Source organism: Neptuniibacter pectenicola, assembly GCF_001597735.1.
Classification (GTDB): domain Bacteria; phylum Pseudomonadota; class Gammaproteobacteria; order Pseudomonadales; family Balneatricaceae; genus Neptuniibacter; species Neptuniibacter pectenicola.
Genome location: NZ_LUTS01000016.1, coordinates 16,568 through 37,241, shown reverse-complemented (window position 1 = coordinate 37,241; position 20,674 = coordinate 16,568). Strand labels below are relative to the sequence as shown.

Annotated in this window: 14 protein-coding genes; 10 read left to right on the top strand and 4 right to left on the bottom strand. The window is 47.7% G+C overall.

Annotated features, from left to right (window positions below):
- The first annotated feature begins 205 nt into the window (after positions 1-205).
- Positions 206-847 carry a ribosome biogenesis GTP-binding protein YihA/YsxC gene (gene yihA, locus A3773_RS15500; protein WP_067987932.1) on the top strand — a complete coding sequence of 214 codons (642 nt, stop codon included), beginning with the start codon at positions 206-208 and terminating at the stop codon, positions 845-847.
- Positions 848-1,021: 174 nt separating this feature from the next.
- Here yihA and polA read toward each other — a convergent pair whose 3' ends face one another.
- On the bottom strand, positions 1,022-3,784 hold the full coding sequence (gene polA / locus A3773_RS15495; RefSeq protein ID WP_197462806.1) for a DNA polymerase I: 2,763 nt from the start codon (positions 3,782-3,784) through the stop codon (positions 1,022-1,024).
- Between the two features lie 94 nt (positions 3,785-3,878).
- On the opposite strand from polA, the gene A3773_RS15490 reads away from it, so the two are divergent.
- The 3 genes from A3773_RS15490 to uvrD all read left to right on the top strand — a co-directional run bounded on the left by A3773_RS15490 (position 3,879) and on the right by uvrD (position 7,526).
- A complete protein-coding gene (locus A3773_RS15490; RefSeq protein WP_067987929.1) occupies positions 3,879-4,157 on the top strand; it encodes a DUF2782 domain-containing protein in 279 nt (92 codons plus the stop codon).
- A gap of 35 nt (positions 4,158-4,192) precedes the next feature.
- A complete protein-coding gene (locus A3773_RS15485) occupies positions 4,193-5,152 on the top strand; it encodes a homoserine kinase (RefSeq protein WP_067987926.1) in 960 nt (319 codons plus the stop codon).
- Between the two features lie 160 nt (positions 5,153-5,312).
- On the top strand, positions 5,313-7,526 hold the full coding sequence (gene uvrD, locus A3773_RS15480) for a DNA helicase II (protein ID WP_067987920.1): 2,214 nt from the start codon (positions 5,313-5,315) through the stop codon (positions 7,524-7,526).
- Between the two features lie 64 nt (positions 7,527-7,590).
- Here the strand turns inward: uvrD and A3773_RS15475 are convergent, their stop codons facing one another.
- A complete protein-coding gene (locus tag A3773_RS15475) occupies positions 7,591-8,460 on the bottom strand; it encodes an AraC family transcriptional regulator (RefSeq protein ID WP_067987917.1) in 870 nt (289 codons plus the stop codon).
- Positions 8,461-8,635: 175 nt separating this feature from the next.
- On the opposite strand from A3773_RS15475, the gene A3773_RS15470 reads away from it, so the two are divergent.
- From A3773_RS15470 to A3773_RS15445, 6 genes are all read left to right on the top strand, one after another.
- Positions 8,636-9,517 (top strand): nuclear transport factor 2 family protein, encoded by an 882-nt coding sequence (locus A3773_RS15470; protein ID WP_231902224.1) that lies wholly within the window; start codon positions 8,636-8,638, stop codon positions 9,515-9,517.
- Positions 9,518-9,829: 312 nt separating this feature from the next.
- Entirely contained in the window at positions 9,830-10,789 is a 960-nt protein-coding gene (locus tag A3773_RS15465; RefSeq protein WP_082800654.1) for an ABC transporter substrate binding protein, read from the top strand.
- 9 nt (positions 10,790-10,798) lie between these two features.
- Complete coding sequence (locus tag A3773_RS15460; RefSeq protein ID WP_067987908.1) at positions 10,799-12,370, top strand: sensor histidine kinase; 1,572 nt, start codon at positions 10,799-10,801, stop codon at positions 12,368-12,370.
- Positions 12,371-12,427: 57 nt separating this feature from the next.
- A complete protein-coding gene (locus A3773_RS15455; RefSeq protein ID WP_067987905.1) occupies positions 12,428-14,554 on the top strand; it encodes a TonB-dependent receptor plug domain-containing protein in 2,127 nt (708 codons plus the stop codon).
- Positions 14,555-14,581: 27 nt separating this feature from the next.
- Positions 14,582-15,403: a citrate synthase family protein gene (locus A3773_RS15450; protein ID WP_067987903.1), complete on the top strand. Its 822-nt coding sequence runs from the start codon at positions 14,582-14,584 to the stop codon at positions 15,401-15,403.
- Positions 15,390-16,223: a citrate synthase family protein gene (locus A3773_RS15445; protein ID WP_067987901.1), complete on the top strand. Its 834-nt coding sequence runs from the start codon at positions 15,390-15,392 to the stop codon at positions 16,221-16,223. The genes A3773_RS15450 and A3773_RS15445 overlap by 14 nt, the downstream gene beginning before the upstream one ends.
- 7 nt (positions 16,224-16,230) lie before the next feature.
- Here the strand turns inward: A3773_RS15445 and A3773_RS15440 are convergent, their stop codons facing one another.
- Both A3773_RS15440 and A3773_RS15435 read right to left on the bottom strand, forming a co-directional pair.
- Positions 16,231-18,015: a thiamine pyrophosphate-binding protein gene (locus A3773_RS15440; protein WP_082800653.1), complete on the bottom strand. Its 1,785-nt coding sequence runs from the start codon at positions 18,013-18,015 to the stop codon at positions 16,231-16,233.
- Between the two features lie 29 nt (positions 18,016-18,044).
- Positions 18,045-20,519, bottom strand: a complete 2,475-nt coding sequence (locus A3773_RS15435; RefSeq protein ID WP_067987898.1) for a two-component system response regulator — start codon at positions 20,517-20,519, stop codon at positions 18,045-18,047.
- Positions 20,520-20,674 lie beyond the last annotated feature (155 nt).

Genomic DNA, 20,674 nt, shown 5'->3' with positions numbered 1-20,674 from the left:
ACCCAGACTCTTGATTAAAATTATGTTTGATCTATGTAAAACACTAATGGTTTTACGTTGACCAATGTTATCCTCACTTCCCTGCAGACTAGAGCTAAAACCTGATCGCAGGTAAAATTGGCGCAATTATAAACCAATATCCACACAAACTGGAACGACAATCTCTGTTCCTTTAGTAGCGATTACCAAAAAAGCGGCCCAAAATATGTCATCAGATCAATTAACCGTTCACTATAACAGCGCACGATTCAATAAAAGTGCGGCAAAATTACACCAGTGTCCGGAAGACGTAGGTGCAGAAGTTGCGTTTGCTGGCCGCTCAAATGCGGGAAAATCTAGCGCAATTAACACGCTAACCAACAACGGAAAACTGGCACGGACATCAAAAACCCCTGGCCGAACACAATTAATCAACTTTTTTGACCTAAATATTGAAGGGTTACGTATTGTTGACCTTCCCGGCTACGGTTACGCAAAAGTACCGATTGAGATGAAACAGCATTGGCAACAACATCTTGATGAATATCTACAAAAGCGCCAATGCTTACAAGGTGTCGTGTTGGTGATGGATATACGCCACCCGATGAAAGAGTTTGATCATATGATGGTCAACTGGTGTCAAACCTCTCATATGCCATTGCATGTATTGCTAACAAAATCGGATAAGCTGAAAAAAGGCCCTGCGCAGTCAACACTCCTGACGATCCGTAAAGAGCTGACTGAAGTGCTGGGTGACCTCGTAACGCTACAAACGTTTTCTGCGTTGAAAAAACAGAACGTAGATCAGCTTCGTCAGCGTTTAGATTCTTGGCTTTTACCAGAGCAAGACGAGCAGCCGGAAGAATAAGCGACCTAGAACAAAAAAAAGCCCTGGGAATCGTTAAAAGGGGAACGATTGAGACCTCAGGGCTTTAATACTTGCTGTAAAGGGCCACAACCATCTTGCTAAACGTGACCCTTAAACAGTAGACAGGCGTTTTCAACAATCGTTCCATCCGCCCCTTCATTAGACACGGATAGATTAGTGCGCCTGCTCCCAGTTATCGCCAACACCGGCCTCTACAAGTAAAGGCACATCCAGATCCGCCGCACCAGACATCTGCTGCTTAACCTCATCAACAAACGCGTCAACTTGGTCTTCTCGTACTTCAAAAACCAACTCATCGTGCACCTGCATAATCATACGCACATCGTAGTCGGCACCGGCCAACCAGTTATCCACAGATACCATCGCCCGTTTAATGATATCTGCCGCCGTTCCCTGCATCGGCGCATTGATCGCTGTACGCTCAGCCGCTTGGCGACGCATAGCATTCTTCGCTTTAATCTCTGGTAGGTATAGCCGGCGGCCAAAAATGGTTTCTACATAACCCTGCTCTTGGGCTTTCGTACGTACATCGTCCATATAATTCTGCACCCCAGGATAGGTCGCAAAATAATGTTCAATATACTGCCCCGCCTCTTTACGGCTGATCCCTAGCTGTTTAGCCAAGCCAAACGCAGACATGCCATAAATCAAGCCAAAGTTGATCGCTTTGGCACTACGGCGTTGATCGCTGCTCACCTCATTAAGGTCAACCTTAAACACCTCCGCCGCCGTAGCACTATGTATATCCGCGCCTTTAGAGAAGGCCTCTAATAAGCCTTTATCTTGTGAGAGGTGCGCCATAATGCGCAACTCAATCTGGGAGTAATCGGCTGCGACGATTTTATAGCCTTTCGGCGCGATAAACGCATGACGAATTCTGCGCCCCTCTTGGGTGCGAACGGGAATATTCTGTAAATTGGGGTCTGTTGAAGATAAACGTCCGGTTGCTGTAACCGCCTGATGGTAGGAGGTATGAATACGCTGGGTTCTAGGGTTAATCATCAGCGGCAGCTTATCGGTGTAGGTCGACTTTAATTTACTTAAGCTACGGTGCTCCAAAATTCGTTTGGGAAGCGGGTACTCCAATGCCAGTTCTTGTAAGACATCTTCTGCGGTAGACGGCGCACCTTTCGGTGTCTTTTTAATCACCGGAATCCCTTGCTCTTCAAATAAGATCTGCTGTAACTGCTTAGGCGACGCTAAATTAAACTCTTTACCTGCAATCTCATACGCCTCTCGCTCTAACTCGATCATACGAGCAGCTAGCTCGATACTTTGCTCGCCTAAGACCTTAGGGTCCACTAACGCGCCATTACGTTCAATATGTGACAACACTGGAATCAAAGGCTTTTCTATCTCAGTAAACACCTTCGAAAGCTTTTCATCTTTACTCAGCTGCGCATCAATCGCTTGATGCAGTCTTAACGTAATATCAGCATCTTCCGCCGCATAGGGACCGGCTTGCTCCAGTTCAATCTGGTTGAATGTCAGCTGTTTTTTGCCTTTGCCTGCTATATCTTCGAATTTAACCGTTTTAACACCGAGGTAACGGTCGGCCAAACTGTCCATATCATGACGGGACGCTGTCGAGTTGAGTACATAGGACTCCAGCATCGTATCAAAAGCGATACCTTTCATCTCGATGCCATAATTTGCCAACACATTCATATCATATTTAATATGTTGGCCTGCTTTCTTATGCTCATCACTTTCAAGCAGCGGTTTAAGTTTTTCTAATAACCGCTCACGGCTAATCTGCTCAGGCGCCCCCATATAGTCATGGGCCACCGGAACATACGCGGCCTTACCGGGCTCTATAGCAAATGAAACCCCTACCAGCTCAGCCTCCATATAGTTCAAACTGGTGGTTTCCGTATCAAAAGCAAACAGATCAGCTGTGGATAACCGGTCAATCCAGCGATCTAACTCCGCTTCATCGAAGATGACCTCATAATCAACATTGTCCGGCGCCGCGGGTAGAGCGCTTGCCTCTTCAATTAATTCAGGCGACGCACCGCCACCGGTTTGAAGGTCGACCAACCAAGAACGAAACTCAAACTCTTCAAATAACTCAATTAATGCAGCGGTATCCGGCTCCGGCTTTTTAAAATCAGAAATGGTTTCATGCAGCTCCACATCAAGCTTAATAGTTGCCAGTAGATAGGATAGCTCCGCTTTATCTCTATTCTCTTCGAGCTTTTTCGCCATGGTTTTGGAACCACGAAAACCTAAATCCGCTATTTTATCGAGGTTTTCATAGAGATCTTTAATGCCGCCAATACCCTGTAAGAGCGCCAACGCTGTTTTCTCACCAACACCAGGGACCCCTGGGATGTTATCGACCTTGTCACCCATTAATGCGAGGAAGTCGATAATGAGCTCAGGCGGAATACCAAACTTTTCACGTACGCCATCAACATCCATCAAGGTATCGGTCATGGTGTTGATCAACATGACATGCTTATCCACCAGCTGCGCCATATCTTTATCGCCGGTCGATATAATCGTATCAACACCCTGTTCGTTTGCTTGGGATGCAAGCGTTCCAATCACATCATCCGCTTCAACCCCGTCCTCAATAATCAGAGGCATGCCCATTGCTTTCACAATTTTATGAATGGGATCCACTTGGCTGCGAAGATCATCTGGCATCGGCGGGCGTTGCGCTTTATAGTCGCTATAAATCTCATCGCGAAAAGTTTTTCCTTTTGCATCAAAGATGACGGCAATCGGGCTTTCTGGATATTGTTTAATCAGACTTTTCAACATAGAGGTGACCACTCGGATCGCCCCCGTAGGCACGCCCGCAGAATTTCTTAAGTCTGCTTGCTGAGACGCGAAAAAAGCACGGTATAAATACGAGGAGCCGTCGACTAGAATAAGAGGTGAGTTGGATATTTGGCGCTGTTCGCTCATCTGTACATCCGAGTTGGTTATCATCAAGGGACAGATCATAGTCGATAAGTTAAGTCGTCTAAAGAAGTCTTCATATATTAAAGAAGGAAGTGTTATGAAAAAGTTACTATTCGCCGCGTTATTATTGATTACACCGCTGGCGCAAGCTGAAGTGCCTCCGCTTGTGGATGAGAACGATCCACAAATTACAATTTACAACGACTCAGATAAAACCTATTACGAATACCGTATCAATGGGGAATTAAAAGAGATTAAAGTCGTGCCTAAACAAGGTAAGACATACTACTTAATCCCAGCCCCAGGCGAAGGCGACTTTATCCGTCAAGAAGAGTCACAGATGTTAATCCCTAAATGGGTACTATTCCGCTGGTAAGCACCCTACCCACTAATCAGAATTGAGTAACGCTTTTGGCTGTTTATACACAACTAGATCAAGATGATCTGAACCAACTACTTAACGATTTTGATCTTGGTTCACTGGTCAATTTTAAAGGCATTGAAGGGGGTATTGAAAATACCAACTACTTCCTGTCATTGAAAAAAGAGGGCGTTCAATGTGAGTATGTACTCACACTCTTCGAAGAACTTGATCACGAAGAGCTGCCCTACTTTATTGAACTTTGCCAATGGTTATCTGATCGGCATATCGACGTGCCTTTTGCGATCCAAGACCGTAATGGTATTGGCCTTAAAAAGCTAAAAAACCGCCCAGCCGCTATCCAGCCTCGCTTTTATGGCGAGCATGTAGGCCAAGCGGAGCTAACGGCTGACCACTGTGCTGCAATAGGTCAAGTATTAGGCGAGTTTCACGTAGCCGCCGCTGACTTCTACTTACAGCGCCAAGCCCACCGTGGCGTTTTCTGGTGGCGCAGAGAGAGTGAACTGATTGTCCCTAAGCTCTCAGCCGAAGATCAAAAGCTATTAAAAGATGAAGTGCACCGCTTTGACCAACTGAGAGAAAACCCCAGCGATATCAAAGTAGGCACCATTCACGGCGACCTTTTCCACGACAATGTGCTCTTTCAAGGAACCCGTGTCAGCGCCGTATTGGATCTTTATAATGCGGCCACCGGGTTTCTGCTATTTGATCTAGCTATTGTTGCCAATGATTGGTGTAGCAATCCGGACGGCTCTATTGATCACGCTCGAGAACATGCACTTCTGGACGCTTACAACAAAGCACGGCCCTTCACCCAAGGGGAGCGAGACGCCTGGGCAGTACTAAGCTGCACCGCCGCTATGCGCTTCTGGCTCTCTCGACTCATTCCTTGGTTAGATAAAAACAGCGCCCAAAAGCTAAAAGATCCAGATGAGCTCAAGCGCATCTTACTCTTCCGGCGACAGAACCCAAGCCAACTCCCCGATTAAGCTCCGTCCCCTGTAGGTAAGCCTATTCAGCCCTACAGGGGCGTTAATCTATCGCCGAGCGGGACAATTCCTCCCTCCCTTCCCCCTTAGTTACTATTAAAGTCCATAGCAGCTGTTATAATCCTTAACTGATTATTTATACAGTGACTGAAGAGTAGCAATGGACGTAACCCATATAATCGATTCCCTAAATGATGCCCAGCGTAGCGCTGTAACGGCGCCCGTACAGAACCTACTTGTACTTGCCGGTGCAGGATCGGGTAAAACCCGCGTACTGGTCCACCGTATCGCTTGGCTTATTCAGATCGAGAAAATGTCACCCTATTCGATTATGGCGGTTACGTTTACCAACAAAGCGGCCAAAGAGATGCGGGGGCGTATAGAAGAGTTATTGGGCATTAACCCCCAAGGGATGTGGGTCGGCACGTTCCATGGGCTAGCCCATCGCTTATTACGCTCCCATTGGCAGGATGCGGGGTTACAGGAAAACTTCCAGATCATGGACAGTGATGACCAGCTTAGGGTCATCAAGCGGCTCGCAAAAGAGATGAACTTGGATGATAAACGCTGGCCCGCACGCCAATTCCAGTGGTATATCAACGACAAAAAAGATGACGGCTTACGCGCTAAACACATTGAACCACGGAATGACCCAACCGATCGTAATATGCTATCCATGTATCACGCCTATGAAGCAGCCTGCGAACGGGGCGGCATGATCGACTTCGGTGAACTGTTACTGCGTTCACTGGAGCTGCTAAGAGACAAAAACCCTGCACTATTAGCCCATTACCAAGAACGCTTCCGCTACCTATTAGTGGATGAGTTTCAGGACACCAATAGCATCCAATACGCATGGTTACAGATGCTATGCGGCGGCCAACGAAAACTGATGGCAGTCGGAGATGATGACCAATCGATTTATGGCTGGCGTGGCGCCAAGATAGAAAACATTCAAAACCTTGCGGTCCACTTCCCCGGTACGGAAACCATCAAACTTGAGCAAAACTACCGCTCAACAGAAACCATCCTTCGGGCTGCGAATGAGGTTATCCGCAATAACCAAGGCCGCCTAGGAAAAGAGCTCCATACCGATGCGGGCGAAGGTGAGCCTATCTCGCTTTACTCCGCCTTCAACGAACAAGATGAAGCCCGTTTTATCGTCGATCAAATCAGCAAATGGGTCCAAGAGGGCAATGTCCGCAAAGAGTGCGCCATCCTCTATCGCTCAAACGCCCAGTCTCGCGTACTTGAGGAAGCGCTGATTCGCAGCGGAGTCCCTTACCGTATATACGGCGGCCAACGCTTTTATGAACGCTTAGAGATTAAAAACGCCCTCTCCTATCTACGCTTACTCAGTAATAGGGATGACGACACCTCCATGGAGCGTGTGATCAATGTCCCTACTCGAGGCATCGGCACCCGCACTATCGAAGTCATACGCGAGCATGCCCGCAGCCAATCCATCTCCATGTGGCGAGCCTCCAATGAGGTAGTCGAGCTTAAACGCTTACCTCCACGCGCAGCCAATGCGCTGCAAGGGTTTATCGATTTAATCAACCAGATGGCACAAGATACGGAAGACACGCTGCTTCATGAGCAGACTGAGCATGTTATTCAGCACGCAGGGTTGATCGAACACCACCAAAAAGAGAAAGGCGAAAAAGCCCAGTCACGGATCGAAAACTTGGAAGAGCTGGTCACCGCCGCTAAGCAATTTAACAGCCAGTGGGATGAGTTTTTGGATGAGGAGTTTAACTCGCCATTAGCCGCCTTCTTAGATCAAGCGGCACTAGATTCGGGCGACACCCAGGCCGATGATTTCCAAGACAGTGTACAGTTAATGACCTTACATTCGGCCAAAGGCTTAGAGTTCCCTCAGGTCTTCTTAGCTGGGGTTGAAGAAGGGCTATTTCCACACAAAATGTCGATTGAGGAACCGGGCCGTCTAGAAGAGGAGCGCCGCCTCTGCTACGTCGGGATCACCCGCGCCATGCAGAAACTTTATATAACCTATGCGGAATCACGCCGTTTGCATGGCCAAGACAACTACAATCGACCCTCTCGCTTCATTAGAGAGATCCCTAATGAACTGGTTGAAGAGGTCCGCCTCAATGCAAGCGTGAGTCGCCCAATGACGAGCCGCTATAACAGCGATACCGGCAGCAGCCTCTTCGGCAGTGGCTCTCTCAGCAGCAGTGAAGTACCTGATACTAACCTCGCCCTTGGCCAACGTGTAAGCCATAGTAAATTTGGTGAAGGCACCGTACTTAACTTTGAAGGCTCAGGCGCTAAGGCACGCGTGCAAGTCAATTTTGACTACGAAGGCAGTAAATGGCTGGTTGTGGGGTTTGCTAACCTGCAAACACTGTAAGCCGCGGCACCGAGGTTCGATCACGCTTCTCCATTATGCAGCGTGATCGACCTTTAACATTAGCTTAGGCCTCAACCCGTGATCGTCGCTGAAAAACACTGGGGGTTACGCCCAGCACTCGACGGAAAAACTTAATAAAGTTAGTCGTCTCACTAAACCCTAAATAAAAACCCACCTCCGCAACGGATGCACGGCTATGTGCCAACATTCTCTGCGCCTCCAATGCTATACGGCGATCAATCACAACCTTGGCCGAAACACCTTCATATTTGAGGCACGCCCGACTTAACGTACTTTGAGCATAACCAAGACGCTGAGCGTAATAATGTAAACTGTGCTGATCGGCATATTGCTGCTCTAACAACTGAATAAACAAGCGATACGTTTTTTGAGCGCGGCTCGGTACACGCGCCATGGTCGTTAACTGACCCTGCCAGCGAGCCAAACGAAGTAAGATGCTTAAGACCTCATGCCTGACCAGTGCAATATCCAAAGAGGAGCCATCAAACTGCGTAAAATCGCGCCTTAGCCTCCGCAACGCATCCAACACATCATCATTTACTGCGCGCGGTAAAACCGTACAGTTTTGCCAACGATCAAGCGCCAGTAAATTACTGTCCGCTGCATATAACCGGTCCCCATGGGGTAATGATCTGGGATCGATCAGCACCACTTCCCCATCCAGTTCAGCATAATCACTCCACTCCTGAACTTGGCCCGGACGAATAAACACGAGAGAACCGCTCGACAGCGCATACTCCACAAAATCAACCTTATGCTTACCCCGCCCCGCCGTAACCAAAAACAGAATATAAAACTCCGGCCGTTCAGCCACGTTCGGCAATTTAGCGCGAATATCAGCTAATCGTATCGGTTCGACCCCTAACGCCGTCAGCTGCTTATTCTCAAATGATGTCTGCCTAATCTTCTCCATCCGCCTACCCGAATCACCATTACGTTATATAACGCTCGATTTTGATCATTATAAACAAAATAGCTACCTCCCCATAAGCCTTTATATTTAGGAAGATATAGGCATAAAAAAGATGATCACAGGAAAAACAACCTAAACAAAATAGCGGTTTTGATCTTATTTGGAACTCACTGATATGAACGTAAAAAGCAGCACATCTAAAACATTCATCACCACACTGCGCAGTACAGTCGTCGCAAGTTTACTTGTCACCGCAGGGGTGCCCACAGCCATCGCGCAAACAAGGGAAACACACATGAGCAATAAACAGAAAGTGGTCGATCTACTTAAAAGTATAGAAACCAATGACCCAACACCGGTTTCATATATAAACCCTCAGCACTATACGCAACATAATTTAGCTGTGGCGGATGGGCTCAGTGGATTTGGGGCCGCTCTACAGGCCTTACCGGCTAATTCTGCGAACGTTAATACCGTCAGAGCCTTCCAAGATGGCGACTATGTATTCACTCACACAGAGTATAATTTCTTTGGCCCCAAAATCGGTTTCGACATCTTCCGCTTCGAAAACAACTTAATCGTTGAACATTGGGACAACCTGCAAGAAACCCCAGCAACTAACAACCCAAGCAACCGCAGTATGATCGACGGTCACGTTGAAATAACAGACCGCGACAAGGGCAAGGAAAACAAAACGCTTGTCACTGGGTTTGTGACTGACATTTTGCTCAATGGCGAGATGGACAAACTTGCAGACTACTTTCAGGGCGATAACTATATCCAACATAACCCCGCTATTGCTGATGGATTATCAGGCTTAGGCGCGGCACTCGAAGCCCTCGCCAAGCAAGGAATACAGATGCAGTATCACAAAGTTCATCAGGTACTGGGGGAAGGTAACTTTGTTTTGGTCGTGAGCGAAGGCAGCTTTGCGGACCAACCCACCGCTTTTTATGACCTTTTCCGCGTAGAAAACGGCAAAATAGCCGAACATTGGGACACGATTGAAACGATTCCGCCAAAAGCTCACTGGAAAAACAACAACGGCAAATTCTAATAACACTTAGCTTAGATAGGTCCCCCTCCTATGTGCCTTATCGTGGGAGGGGCTTTGATCAAATACCGAACAATCCACACAGTGGGAAACACGACCATATGGGCCTTCAGGTTCCTAAAACAACCGAAACACCACCGAATAGGCTGCCTCCCATCGGTTCCTAATGACTTCAGCGTCTCTATCGAGATCAATATCAATTCAGGTTATACTTGGCACAAGTATCTGAGTTAGACCTATAGGAAGTGCTAGCGTACGCTATACTGACCTTCCTCCCTCTAAATCGCACAAAAAGTTGTAGACCAATCACTGCTTATGGCAAGAATTAAACGGATTTATTACAGACCTAAGCAACGTAGGCTTCGATGGCCACTGCATTGCGCAGTCCTGTGCTTAACATTATTTAGTGGTGCCTTATCAGCAGACACACTGGCTGTGGTATACCCTGATTTACCACCGCCTTATAAGCAGGTTTTTGATCAAATTATTCAAGGGATCGAAACGGAGCACAACGATACATTAATTAAATACCCTATCGACAAGCCTATCCCACCGGACAACCTCCTACAAACCATGAATGACGCGGGCGTTAACCGTGTGATCACCTTAGGACGCAGAGGGTATGCCTACAACAACACGCTGAAAAAGACCTATTTTGTCGTAACGGGCGCGCTCCCAATAAAGCCAAATGGGGTCTCTGGTGTCAGCTTAATCGCGGCCCCTGCCAACCTATTTGAGCAACTTCGAACCCTGTCACCCAAAACACGTCAAGTGTTTGTGGTCTACACCAGTAAAAGTGAATGGCTGATCGAAAAAGCTAAACAGGCAGCAGCAGATAAACAACTAACCTTGATCGCGAAAAAAGTCACCGACCTCGGCGAAGCCGTAGAGCATTATCAAGACATTCTACAGAGCGCCAACAGCGCAACTGATGCGATTTGGCTGCCATTAGACAATATAACCGCCAATGAGAATGTCATTCTGCCACTGCTGCTACGCGAATCGTGGGATAAACACTTTGTCGTGTTCTCGAGTAAACCGGGCCATGTTCGACGCGGCTTCCTATTCACCCTTTTCCCTGACAACTTTCAGGATGGTGCCCGCCTAGCTCAGATGGTGGCCAGTATGAAGGCTGGCGAAAAGGAACCGGGAGTCGAACTCTCCCTGACGCGACGCGTGGGCGTGAACTTAAGAACCGCCTCCCATCTGGGCTTAGAATATAGCATGAAAATGAAAAGCTCTTTTTATCAAACCTTTCCTCAATCCGGATTTTAGGGCTTATTGATGATATTTTTGGGTCGGCATAAACATAAAAGTATTTGGCAGCAATTGTTGTTATTTCTGATCGTGTCCATCTGCCTGCTATCCATTACCAGCTCGGTCACAGCGGTGTGGGTGTCATACAATCAATCACGCCAAATCCTACAACAAAATTCATTACGCATCGCTGACAACTTAGCGCACCTTAGCGTGCTCTCCTTAATCACAGCGAGCAGAGAAAACGCCCAAGAAGCACTCTCCCAAGTCCTTGGCTTTAACGATGTTACCGGTGTCGCCATCTTTTCCGATAAAGACGGCTTATTACTGAAGCAAGGCAACATTCATTGGATGGATTCAGAGTTAGAGCTCTGGTTTCCAATCGCAACGGCGACCACGGTAAAAGATACGGGGCAGGCATGGCTTATCGCCGCTCCCGTCTATCTTACCCACTCCGACACCTTGACGACTGACAACGGCGCACAAGAGTTCAGTCTCGACAATAATACTGAGTCATTACTCGGTTATGTCATTATTAATGTATCAAAGGGATCGCTTGTTAAGCTGATCAATAACCTCATTGCCTACAACCTAATCGTCACCCTCATTGTCTCTATATTGTTAATCTGGCTTTTAAATAGAGGCCTGCGCCACCTAACGCGTCCTCTGTCTAAGCTCTCGGAAACCATGAATAAAGCACAAACCTCGGGCGATCACTTAGTCGCAGAGATAGCCGGCCCAAGGGAAGTCCGTCAGATGGCAAACAGCTTTAATGCCATGATGAGCTCATTAGAACGGCAAGAAGATAAGCTCATCGAGCTCAACAGTGGGCTTGAGTCTGAAGTGGAAGTCCGTACCCGCGAACTTGTGGCAGCCAGGGATACCGCCCTCGTTGCCATGCGCACGCAGTCAGAGTTTTTGGCCAATATTAGCCACGAGCTGCGCACCCCTCTGCAAGCGGTCACGAGTTATATTGAGCTTGTGATAGAGGAGCTTGAAATACACCCCGACTTTGACGCCCAGGTTGAGGACCTTAACTCAGCACTTCACTCATCACAGCGACTGTTAAGCCTCATAAACGCAATTCTCGATTTAGCGAAATGTGAAGCCGGCAAGATGGACCTGATCGTCAAACAATGCTCACTAACGGATCTCATTAAAGAAACAGAAAATACGATTCGTCCCTTAGCGGCCAAAAATAACAATCGTTTTATCACCGACCTCCCCCCTGACGATATCTACCTCAACGTCGATAAAGAGAAGGTCCAACAAATACTACTCAACTTACTATCAAACGCATGTAAGTTTACCGAAGCCGGCGAGATCGTGCTTCGATGCTACTTTAATGAAAGTAAAATTTATTGGGAGGTGTCTGATACTGGCATCGGTATCCCAAAAGAGCAAATATCTCAAGTTTTCAACAAGTTCAAGCAAATAGACGGAAGTGTTAAGCGCAAGTATGGAGGTACAGGCTTAGGGCTCGCTATTGCGAAACACTACGCCGAAATGATGGGCGGCTCCATCGAAGCCTCCAGTGAGCTAAATAAAGGAAGTACTTTTACTTTCTGGTTAACGATACCCAAAAAACGAGAGTATTAGATTGGTAATTAACGGGTCAACCTCTACAATAACTTGGGGTTATATAAAGTAGGCGTTATGAAAAACAGGCTAAGTATACTTACACTGCTCACATCTCTCTTTGCCGGCTCCCTTGCGGCTGAAGAAAATGTCTTTGCCCCAGGAAGTGAATTCGCAGACTTCTTTGGAGAGGAAACGCTCGTCAGTATTGCAACCGGTACCCATACACCGATCAGCAAAGCACCCTCCGTCGCAAGCGTGATTAATGCGGATACTATCTCCGCTATGGGTGTTACCCATCTATTCGAAGTATTTGAACGTATACCCGGCTTACACCTCATGCCCTCAGATTTAAGCCGTCTAGACCCTGTGCTTTCAGTACGCGGCATCAAAACAGGCTTTAACCCGCAAATATTAATCCTATTAAATGGCATTGAATTAAAACATAACTACAACGGTGGCCTAGCCTTTACCTTCCGTATGCCTGTTAGCAATATCAGCCGTATTGAAGTCATTCGTGGTCCCGGCTCCGCCGTCTATGGTGCAGATGCCTTCAGTGGTGTAATTAACATCATTACCCGCGACGCGACCGAAAACCAAAAAGGGGCCGCCGGTGTTCGCATCGGTAGTTTTAATAGTAGAGATACCTGGGTACGCAAAGGTTTTACGGATGAGGATTTTTCTGTCTCATTTGCCCTCGATAACCAGACAAGCGATGGCGATAGCGGCCGGATCGTGGATACGGATCTGCAAACAACCTTTGATGGAATTTATGCAACCAATGCCTCTCAGGCACCCAACGCGTTGCAAACCAGCTATGACACAACCAATCTACAATTAGACTTTTCCGCCGGTAACTGGTCATGGAATAACTGGTACTGGAAACAAGATGAAGCGGGGGTAGGTCAAGGGGGCGCGCTCGCATTAGATTCCACCGGCTACCAAAACGCCGAGCAGTTTCTCACCCACCTAAGTTATGACAATGATATCGTCACCGACTTCAATGTTAAGGCTGACCTGTCTTACCTTCGAACCGTCAGTGATTCCTATTTTTTACTTTTCCCCAAAGGCAGCACGCTCCCGATAGGTACCGATGGTAACGCGTTTTCTACCCCGCTATCGGGCCTTGTCACTTTTACCGATGGTTATATAGGCAACCCTCACTCGCTCGCCGAAACCACCCGTTTCGAACTCGCCGGTATATTTTCGGGTTACGATAACCACACCATACGTATCGCATCGGGCTGGAGCCAAGATAAAATAAGTACGGAAGAGTACAAAAACTTTGGCCCCGGTGTGATTGATGGATCAGAAGGCTCCGTCGATGGAACTCTTACCAATGTTAGTGGCAGTGCTGACGTCTACCTACAGCCTCAAAAAAGAACCGCATACTTTCTCTCAGCGCAGGATCAGTGGCAATTAAATAATGACTGGTCATTTACCGCCGGCCTACGTTGGGATCACTATTCCGATTTTGGTAATACCATAAACCCCCGTTTAGCACTGGTATGGTTAACTCAGCATAACCTAACAACTAAGCTACTTTACGGGACCGCCTTCCGTGCGCCCTCGTTCAGCGAGCAACACCTCATTAACAACCCTGCAGCGTTAGGTAACCCTGAATTACAGCCGGAAGAGATCGAAACGTATGAACTGGCTTTTGATTACCGCCCGAGTTTCGACACCAGCATCAAACTTAGTTTATACAGCTACAAAGCGACCGACCTGATTGATACTGTAGCCAATGGCAGTGTTATCCAATACCAAAACACAGATAATCAGGATGGCCATGGTGCCGAGCTAGAGTGGGACTGGAAAATAAGCCCCGCACTAAAACTCTATGCTAACTACGCTTACCAGAATGCAAAAAATGCCAACACAGGTCTAGAGGTCGCGGACGTGCCGCAAAACAGCACTTACATTGACCTCAATTACACCCTCTCACCTAAGTGGTCGGGCTCCCTACAACATTATTGGATTGGCGAAAGAGCACGCGTCGAAGGTGATAGCCGTGCGAAGCTCAGTGATTACCACTGGGTGAATGCGAAAATCACCCACACTATGCTAAAGGAAAAGGTCAAACTCGCCTTCACCGTGAAAAACCTACTGGATACCCACGCAAGCGAACCTTCGAGCAGCTCCATCCCCAACGACTACCCACTCGAAGGACGAAGCGTTTGGGCAGAATTAGAATATCGTTTCTAGATTTTACCTAAGAGACCTTGATTAGCCATGGTAAAGAACGTAGATGAAAGCAGCCGTAATGATGCTTTTTGTGACAAAATAAGTACGGCCATCTGGCAAGAAACCCCCTCTGCAGAAAACCCATACACCGTCAATGAAGCCCGCTGTCATGGCTATGAACACTTAGCCTTAATCAATAACCGTAGCTTCTCAGAGGTCCTTTTTCTTCTCTTTCAAGGTGAGCTGCCTACACCAGAGCAACATCAACTATTGGAACGCCTGCTGACCAGCCTTATTCACCCTGGGCCTCGGCACAACGCCTGCCGAGCAGCGATGAATGCAGCTGTGAGTAAAACCCATGTCAGCAACATTCTCCCTCTATCCCTCAACGTATTCAGTGGTGAGCAGGGCGGTAGCCATGAAGTATTTCAAGCGATGAAATACCTACAACAGCACTATGAAACCTCCCCTTTAGACGCGGCAAACACATTAACAAAAACCGCCAATACGCAACGAATGAATGCTGCGGAGGGGGATATCATGCTGGCTGCGGGGTTCGGCACCTACTATGGCAGCGCTGATACCTATGCCAAAAAGCTGGTCGACAACCTCGTCCAATCCTGCACCGCTGGCCCCCATTTACACTGGGCCAACGCGATGATTGAGGGAGTAAAAGACCCAACCATCAGCTGGCGAATCGCTGGGGTCGCTGGGGCCTGCCTACTTGATTTAGGGTTTAGCCCTTATAAAGGGGAGCTTATTTTCCAGATCGCTTGCGCGCCGGGGATTGCAGCACAAGCTGCGGAAAAAGCAGACAGTCCAATTACTGAGATGCCCTTTCTTGCTGAGGAAAATTATGTCATCAAATAAACGGTCCTCTAACTGGCAAGGCTGGGACCAGCAGCGTAATAAAATCACAAGCAGTAAAGGCGGTTGGAAAATCGGTGAAGCCGTTTATAACCACGGTTACTCCATGATGGACGACTTAATCGGTCAGATCTCTTGGTTTCAGCTACTGGTGCTAAACACAACCGGCCGCCTACCTAATGACAAGGTGGCCACATGGCTAGAAAACTGTTTTAGCTGTTTAAGTTGGCCGGATTCTCGTATCTGGTGCAACCAAGTTGCCGCCTTAGCCGGTTCCACTAAAGCGCGACCCGTGGCCGCAGTTACGGCAGGGATTCAAGCCTCCGATGCTTTACTTTACGGTCCCGGCGTCATCACCCATTGCCTAGGTTTTATTCAACAGGCACGACAAGATGTGGACCAAGGAAAAAACCTGTTTGATATTATTCAAAAGAGGCAGGGCAACACCCTATCACTCCCCGGTTATGCGCGCCCTATCGCTAAAGGAGATGAACGGGTAACCGCTATGTATCGCCTCAGCCGGGAGCTGGGTTTTGATATAGGCCCACACGAGGCCTTAGCGATGGAGATTAGTGAGTATCTAACCAAGGAAGAGGGCGAATCGATTAATTTTGGTGGGTATATGGCAGCCTTTCTTGCCGATCAAGGTTTTTCAAACCCTGATCTCAGCCGCCTTATGGCCCTTTGGGTCAGTGCCGGGGTACAAGCGTGTTACGCCGAATCTGCAGACAACCCTGCGGGCTACTATTTGCCATTACAGTGCCAAGATATCACCTATACCGGCGCTCCCCCTCGCCCCCTGCCAAAGAAACCTGAGCGATAAAAAAGGGCTATTTACTCGTGGCGAGTCCTTTGATTCGCTCACCCATCGGCGGTTCCTCTTCAGGGTCGATCTTTACATCAATTAGGGTCGGCCCCTGACGGGCAAATAGCTCATCAAACTCAACCTGCTCTAACGCATCAATTGACGCGATAGTAAAGCTCTCTATTCCCATTGAGCTCGCCATCGCCCCATAGTCAATCACCGGAAGTGTAAATCCAATCTGCTCAGCGCCGCCCAGTCGCTGACCATGCTTAACCATCCCAAGAGCACTATCATTTAGGATAATCATCACTAAGGGAATCCGTTGCTCCAAGGCCACCGTCAACTCCTGACCACTCATAAGATAACTACCATCCCCCGTAATACAGACATGAGGAGCGGTGGGGTTAGCAACGAGGGAGCCGATAGAGGAGCCGATCGCCCACCCCATCGAGCCATAGCCCATAGCAATACGGTAATAACCTTGATCATTACAGCGCTGCATATAATGGGTGGCCCATGCCCAAGCATTACCCGCATCTATAAATATGCGTGTTTGATCTGATAGGGTTTCACTAAGGTAATGAAATAAACGCTGAGGCTTTAACGGCTGCGCATTACTCTGTGCCAGCGCCCGTTCATTATGGGGCAAAAGAGGAGCCGTTTTTTTCTCATCCGCTTCCCACCAGCATTCACCGCGCGCTTTATGGCTCAGCTTCTGCGTTAAGTGCGTAAACAGTTGCGGTAGCACACCGAGAACATGTAACCGAGCCATACTGGACTGGTTAAAATATTGGCTCGTGCTATCAATATGAATCAACTTTTCATTAAGTATAGTCGGCGCCCATCCATTGGTGCTCAACTCACTTAACCGAGTACCCACCGCTAACAACAGATCGTATTTCTGCTCAGCAAGTAGTCTGCGTGCCTTGTCATGACCCGAAAAGCCAAAGACGCCACAATAAAGAGGATGCTTCTCATTGATCCAACGCTTCCCCATTGGTCCACTGATCACGGGAATATTAAACGTTTCAGCAAATTGAATAATGGATCTGCTTGCACCATCACAGTTGTCACCCAGCAAGATAACGATACGATTCGCGGCTAAGAGCGCCTGTTGGAGTTTTTCCTGACTATTATGATCATTGCTAGCCCATGGCTGACGCAACGCACCTGCGTGCACCAACGTGGCTTTACTAAGACGGGTGTTAAAAATGTCAGAAGGCACACTTAAATGGGCTGGCCCTTTGGGCACCGTATTAGCTGCCATAATGGCGGAAACAACCGCATGCTCAAACTGATCAGGGTGGGAGATCAAGGTATTAAATTTGGTGCAATAACGAAACATACCTACCGTATCAATCGCCGTGCTCGAGCTATCCTGCAACGCTTGTTTACCAAACTTAGGTAATGCGGTTTGGGCAGTAATCACCAACATGGGGATATCATCCGCATAGGCACTTGCGACACCGGTTATTAGGTTTGTTGCACCCGGCCCTGTTGTTGCGCAACACACCCCCATTGTCTGCGTTTCCCGGGCGTAGCCATCGGCCATAAAGGCGGCGCCCGTTTCATGTCGAGAGATAACCAGCGTTATTGGCTCATCACCTTGCTGCCGGGCAACGCCGTCAAAAAAAGGTTCGATCGCGCCACCAGGAACACCAAAAATATTTTTAACCTTTATTTGGCGCAGGTATTCCACCAGCAAATCACTGTAACAAGCGGTCATATCCAGCGTAGGGCCTTGACCAACATCCCCTGCCTCAAGGCTTAAATCACAGCTAACATCCGTTGGGGCTTCTATCTCCAACATCCTTACGACTCCGATAAAACGCCAGAATACTAAATATCCAAAGCTTCGATAGGGGCGGGTTTACCAAGAAAATAACCTTGGGCGTATTCAACCTTAAACTCTTTTAGCAGGTCGAGCGTTTCTTGATCTTCGACAAATTCAGCCACTGTCATTTTCCCTAACGTCCATGCCACATCTCGGATGGAACGAACAAGGGCGCGATCAATCTCGCTATTTTTCAGCTCTTTGACAAACGAGCCGTCAATTTTTACCGTTTCGGCAGGGAACGATTTTAGATAGGAGAACGTACTAAACCCCGTCCCAAAATCATCAATAGAAAAGGCACAGCCCATCTCGGTTAAGGTTTTAACCATACACTGGGTAGCACTTAAGTTTGTTAAGCTCGCACTCTCGGTCAATTCAAAGATAACTCGAGCGGGATCCACACTGTACTCCGCGAGTTTCTCGGCGATTAACGGTACAAGTTGTTCATTCTGAAAGGCTTGGGCAGACAAGTTAATAGCGAGTTTTGGCAGCCTGGGGTTATCGGCCAAGGTTTTTATCGCCTTAGAGATCACATGTTTATCCAGCAAGGAGGCTTCTTGAAACCGCTCAAGGGCCGAGATAAACTCACCGGGATACACCAGTTTGTCATCAATCACCAAACGAACAAGCGCTTCATAATATGCAATAGTCCCTGAAGGGATGTGATAAACCGGCTGGTAATACAGCACCAGATCATCACGTTCGATAGCGTGTCTTACGGTATACAACCAATGCATACTCAAGCGCACATCATCGCTCTCTTGATCCTGTTCTGTATGCAAATGCACACCACCTGGACCGTAGCGTTTAGCCACATATAATGCGATATCTGCCCGCTGCAAATAGTCCTGTGGTTTTTCAAGGCTGCCGTCGATCAGGCTAATACCTATACAGCAACTGACTTTGAACACTTGATCATCAAACTGATACGGCTCCTTCTCTATCAGTTTACAGATATCGTGAGCGATGGCGTCCGCTTTCTGCGCATCCGTATCACTCAACAATAAAATAAACTCATCCCCTCCAATACGAAATAAGCTTTCTGTTTCAGTCATCCGTTGCTGTAGTTTATCGGCTACATTTTTAAGGACGATGTCACCTTTCTGATGACCTTGCGTGTCATTAATCGCCTTAAAGTGGTTCAAGTCGATATACAGCAGCCCATACTTGATTTGGCTGTGACGTGAAAAGGCCGCGACCCGCATTAGTTCATTATCAAAGAAATAACGGTTGTGCAGGCCGGTCAACGTATCATGCATCGCCAGATGCTCTAGCCGCTGTTCTGCACGCCGCCTAGCTGAGATATCATCAATTGCCACAAAGATAGAGAGCTCTTGCCCTTTACGCTGCATCCCAGTGAAGCGCGCCTCGACCCAAATGGCCTCATTAAATTTATCTTTGATTTTAAATTCCAGCCGGAATCGTTCGCTTGGCTTGGCAATAATACGCGCTAGGGCGTGCTGAATTTCGTGGGTTGAGCTTAACGGGTCAATATAGACAACATTAGTAAAAACACTCTGTAATGAGCTCGACTCCGTCGTACCCGTCATCTGCAACCAAGCGTGATTCACAAAAACAATACGGCCTTGGCTATCCAGTTCCAGTACCCCGGTAGTCAAGTTATCCAGTATATTTCTGTGCTCATGCGCTAAGCTCTCCAGCGCATCTTTGCTTTCTTTCAAACGAGCAACCGTCTCGGCAAATTGCTCATTACTCACCATAAAATCTTCGCGGTGGGCGGCAATCTCACACACTTTTCGTAGCTGATTCGCTTGGAACGGCTTACTAATAAAATCAGCCGCGCCCCTTAACACTAAACTCTCAGCGAGATCCATCGTGCCATGGGCAGTCATGATAACGATCGTCTGCGCAGGATTTTCCGCTAAGATCTGCTCCATCACTTCAGGGCCGGACATGCCGGGCAGCATGACATCAAGTAAGACAATAGGGTGTTTCTTCTCGCGCCATAACGCTAAACCACTCACGCCATCTGAGGCAATGTCCACCTCAAAACGCTGGTGCAGTATCCGTTGCACCAAGTGGGCCGTTTCAGCAGTATCCTCTATAGCGAGAACGCGGTCTTTGCGTAGTTCACGATGGATAGCAGGCGGCTGTGCAAGTAACGCTTTAAGACGGGGGTATTGTTCAAAAGGTAGAAGGTGGTCTATATCAAACTCGCGTGCGGTCTTTTCCGCAATCCGTTTGCACCACGTAGAAGAAACAACAATAAAAGGGATATCAGCACTGCAGTTGAAGATACCTGAACGTACCATGCGCGCTAGTCGCCAACCATCCACCCCTTCTAAATAGATATCACTGATAACACAATGGATGCGTAACTGCTTTAACATACCGACTGCAGCCGTACCGCTATGGGCCACAATAATATTAAAGCCAGTATTCTCCGCCAGATAATTAGACAAGATCTGAGATTTTTCCAGATCGCCATTCACAAGTAATAACTGAAGATTACCCGCCATGGTGCTCACAACGCGCTTGGCGACATATCAGAACACGCAATGTCCGTAGAAAAACAACAACCAACAAAGGGTTAAATAACGTTAAGCCTCGTTGAAGACTTTTCTGTATTACCTGATTGTCCATACACTACCTATTATTATAGTAAATCAGTCTT

Excerpts from the sequence above, each read along its gene's own strand:
- yihA (WP_067987932.1), top strand. The coding sequence starts at position 206 with ATGTCATCAGATCAATTAACCGTTCACTATAACAGCGCACGATTCAAT.
- polA (WP_197462806.1), bottom strand. The coding sequence starts at position 3,784 with ATGAGCGAACAGCGCCAAATATCCAACTCACCTCTTATTCTAGTCGAC.
- A3773_RS15490 (WP_067987929.1), top strand. The coding sequence starts at position 3,879 with ATGAAAAAGTTACTATTCGCCGCGTTATTATTGATTACACCGCTGGCG.
- uvrD (WP_067987920.1), top strand. The coding sequence starts at position 5,313 with ATGGACGTAACCCATATAATCGATTCCCTAAATGATGCCCAGCGTAGC.
- A3773_RS15475 (WP_067987917.1), bottom strand. The coding sequence starts at position 8,460 with ATGGAGAAGATTAGGCAGACATCATTTGAGAATAAGCAGCTGACGGCG.
- A3773_RS15470 (WP_231902224.1), top strand. The coding sequence starts at position 8,636 with ATGAACGTAAAAAGCAGCACATCTAAAACATTCATCACCACACTGCGC.
- A3773_RS15465 (WP_082800654.1), top strand. The coding sequence starts at position 9,830 with ATGGCAAGAATTAAACGGATTTATTACAGACCTAAGCAACGTAGGCTT.
- A3773_RS15460 (WP_067987908.1), top strand. The coding sequence starts at position 10,799 with ATGATATTTTTGGGTCGGCATAAACATAAAAGTATTTGGCAGCAATTG.
- A3773_RS15455 (WP_067987905.1), top strand. The coding sequence starts at position 12,428 with ATGAAAAACAGGCTAAGTATACTTACACTGCTCACATCTCTCTTTGCC.
- A3773_RS15450 (WP_067987903.1), top strand. The coding sequence starts at position 14,582 with ATGGTAAAGAACGTAGATGAAAGCAGCCGTAATGATGCTTTTTGTGAC.
- A3773_RS15445 (WP_067987901.1), top strand. The coding sequence starts at position 15,390 with ATGTCATCAAATAAACGGTCCTCTAACTGGCAAGGCTGGGACCAGCAG.
- A3773_RS15440 (WP_082800653.1), bottom strand. The coding sequence starts at position 18,015 with ATGTTGGAGATAGAAGCCCCAACGGATGTTAGCTGTGATTTAAGCCTT.
- A3773_RS15435 (WP_067987898.1), bottom strand. The coding sequence starts at position 20,519 with ATGGCGGGTAATCTTCAGTTATTACTTGTGAATGGCGATCTGGAAAAA.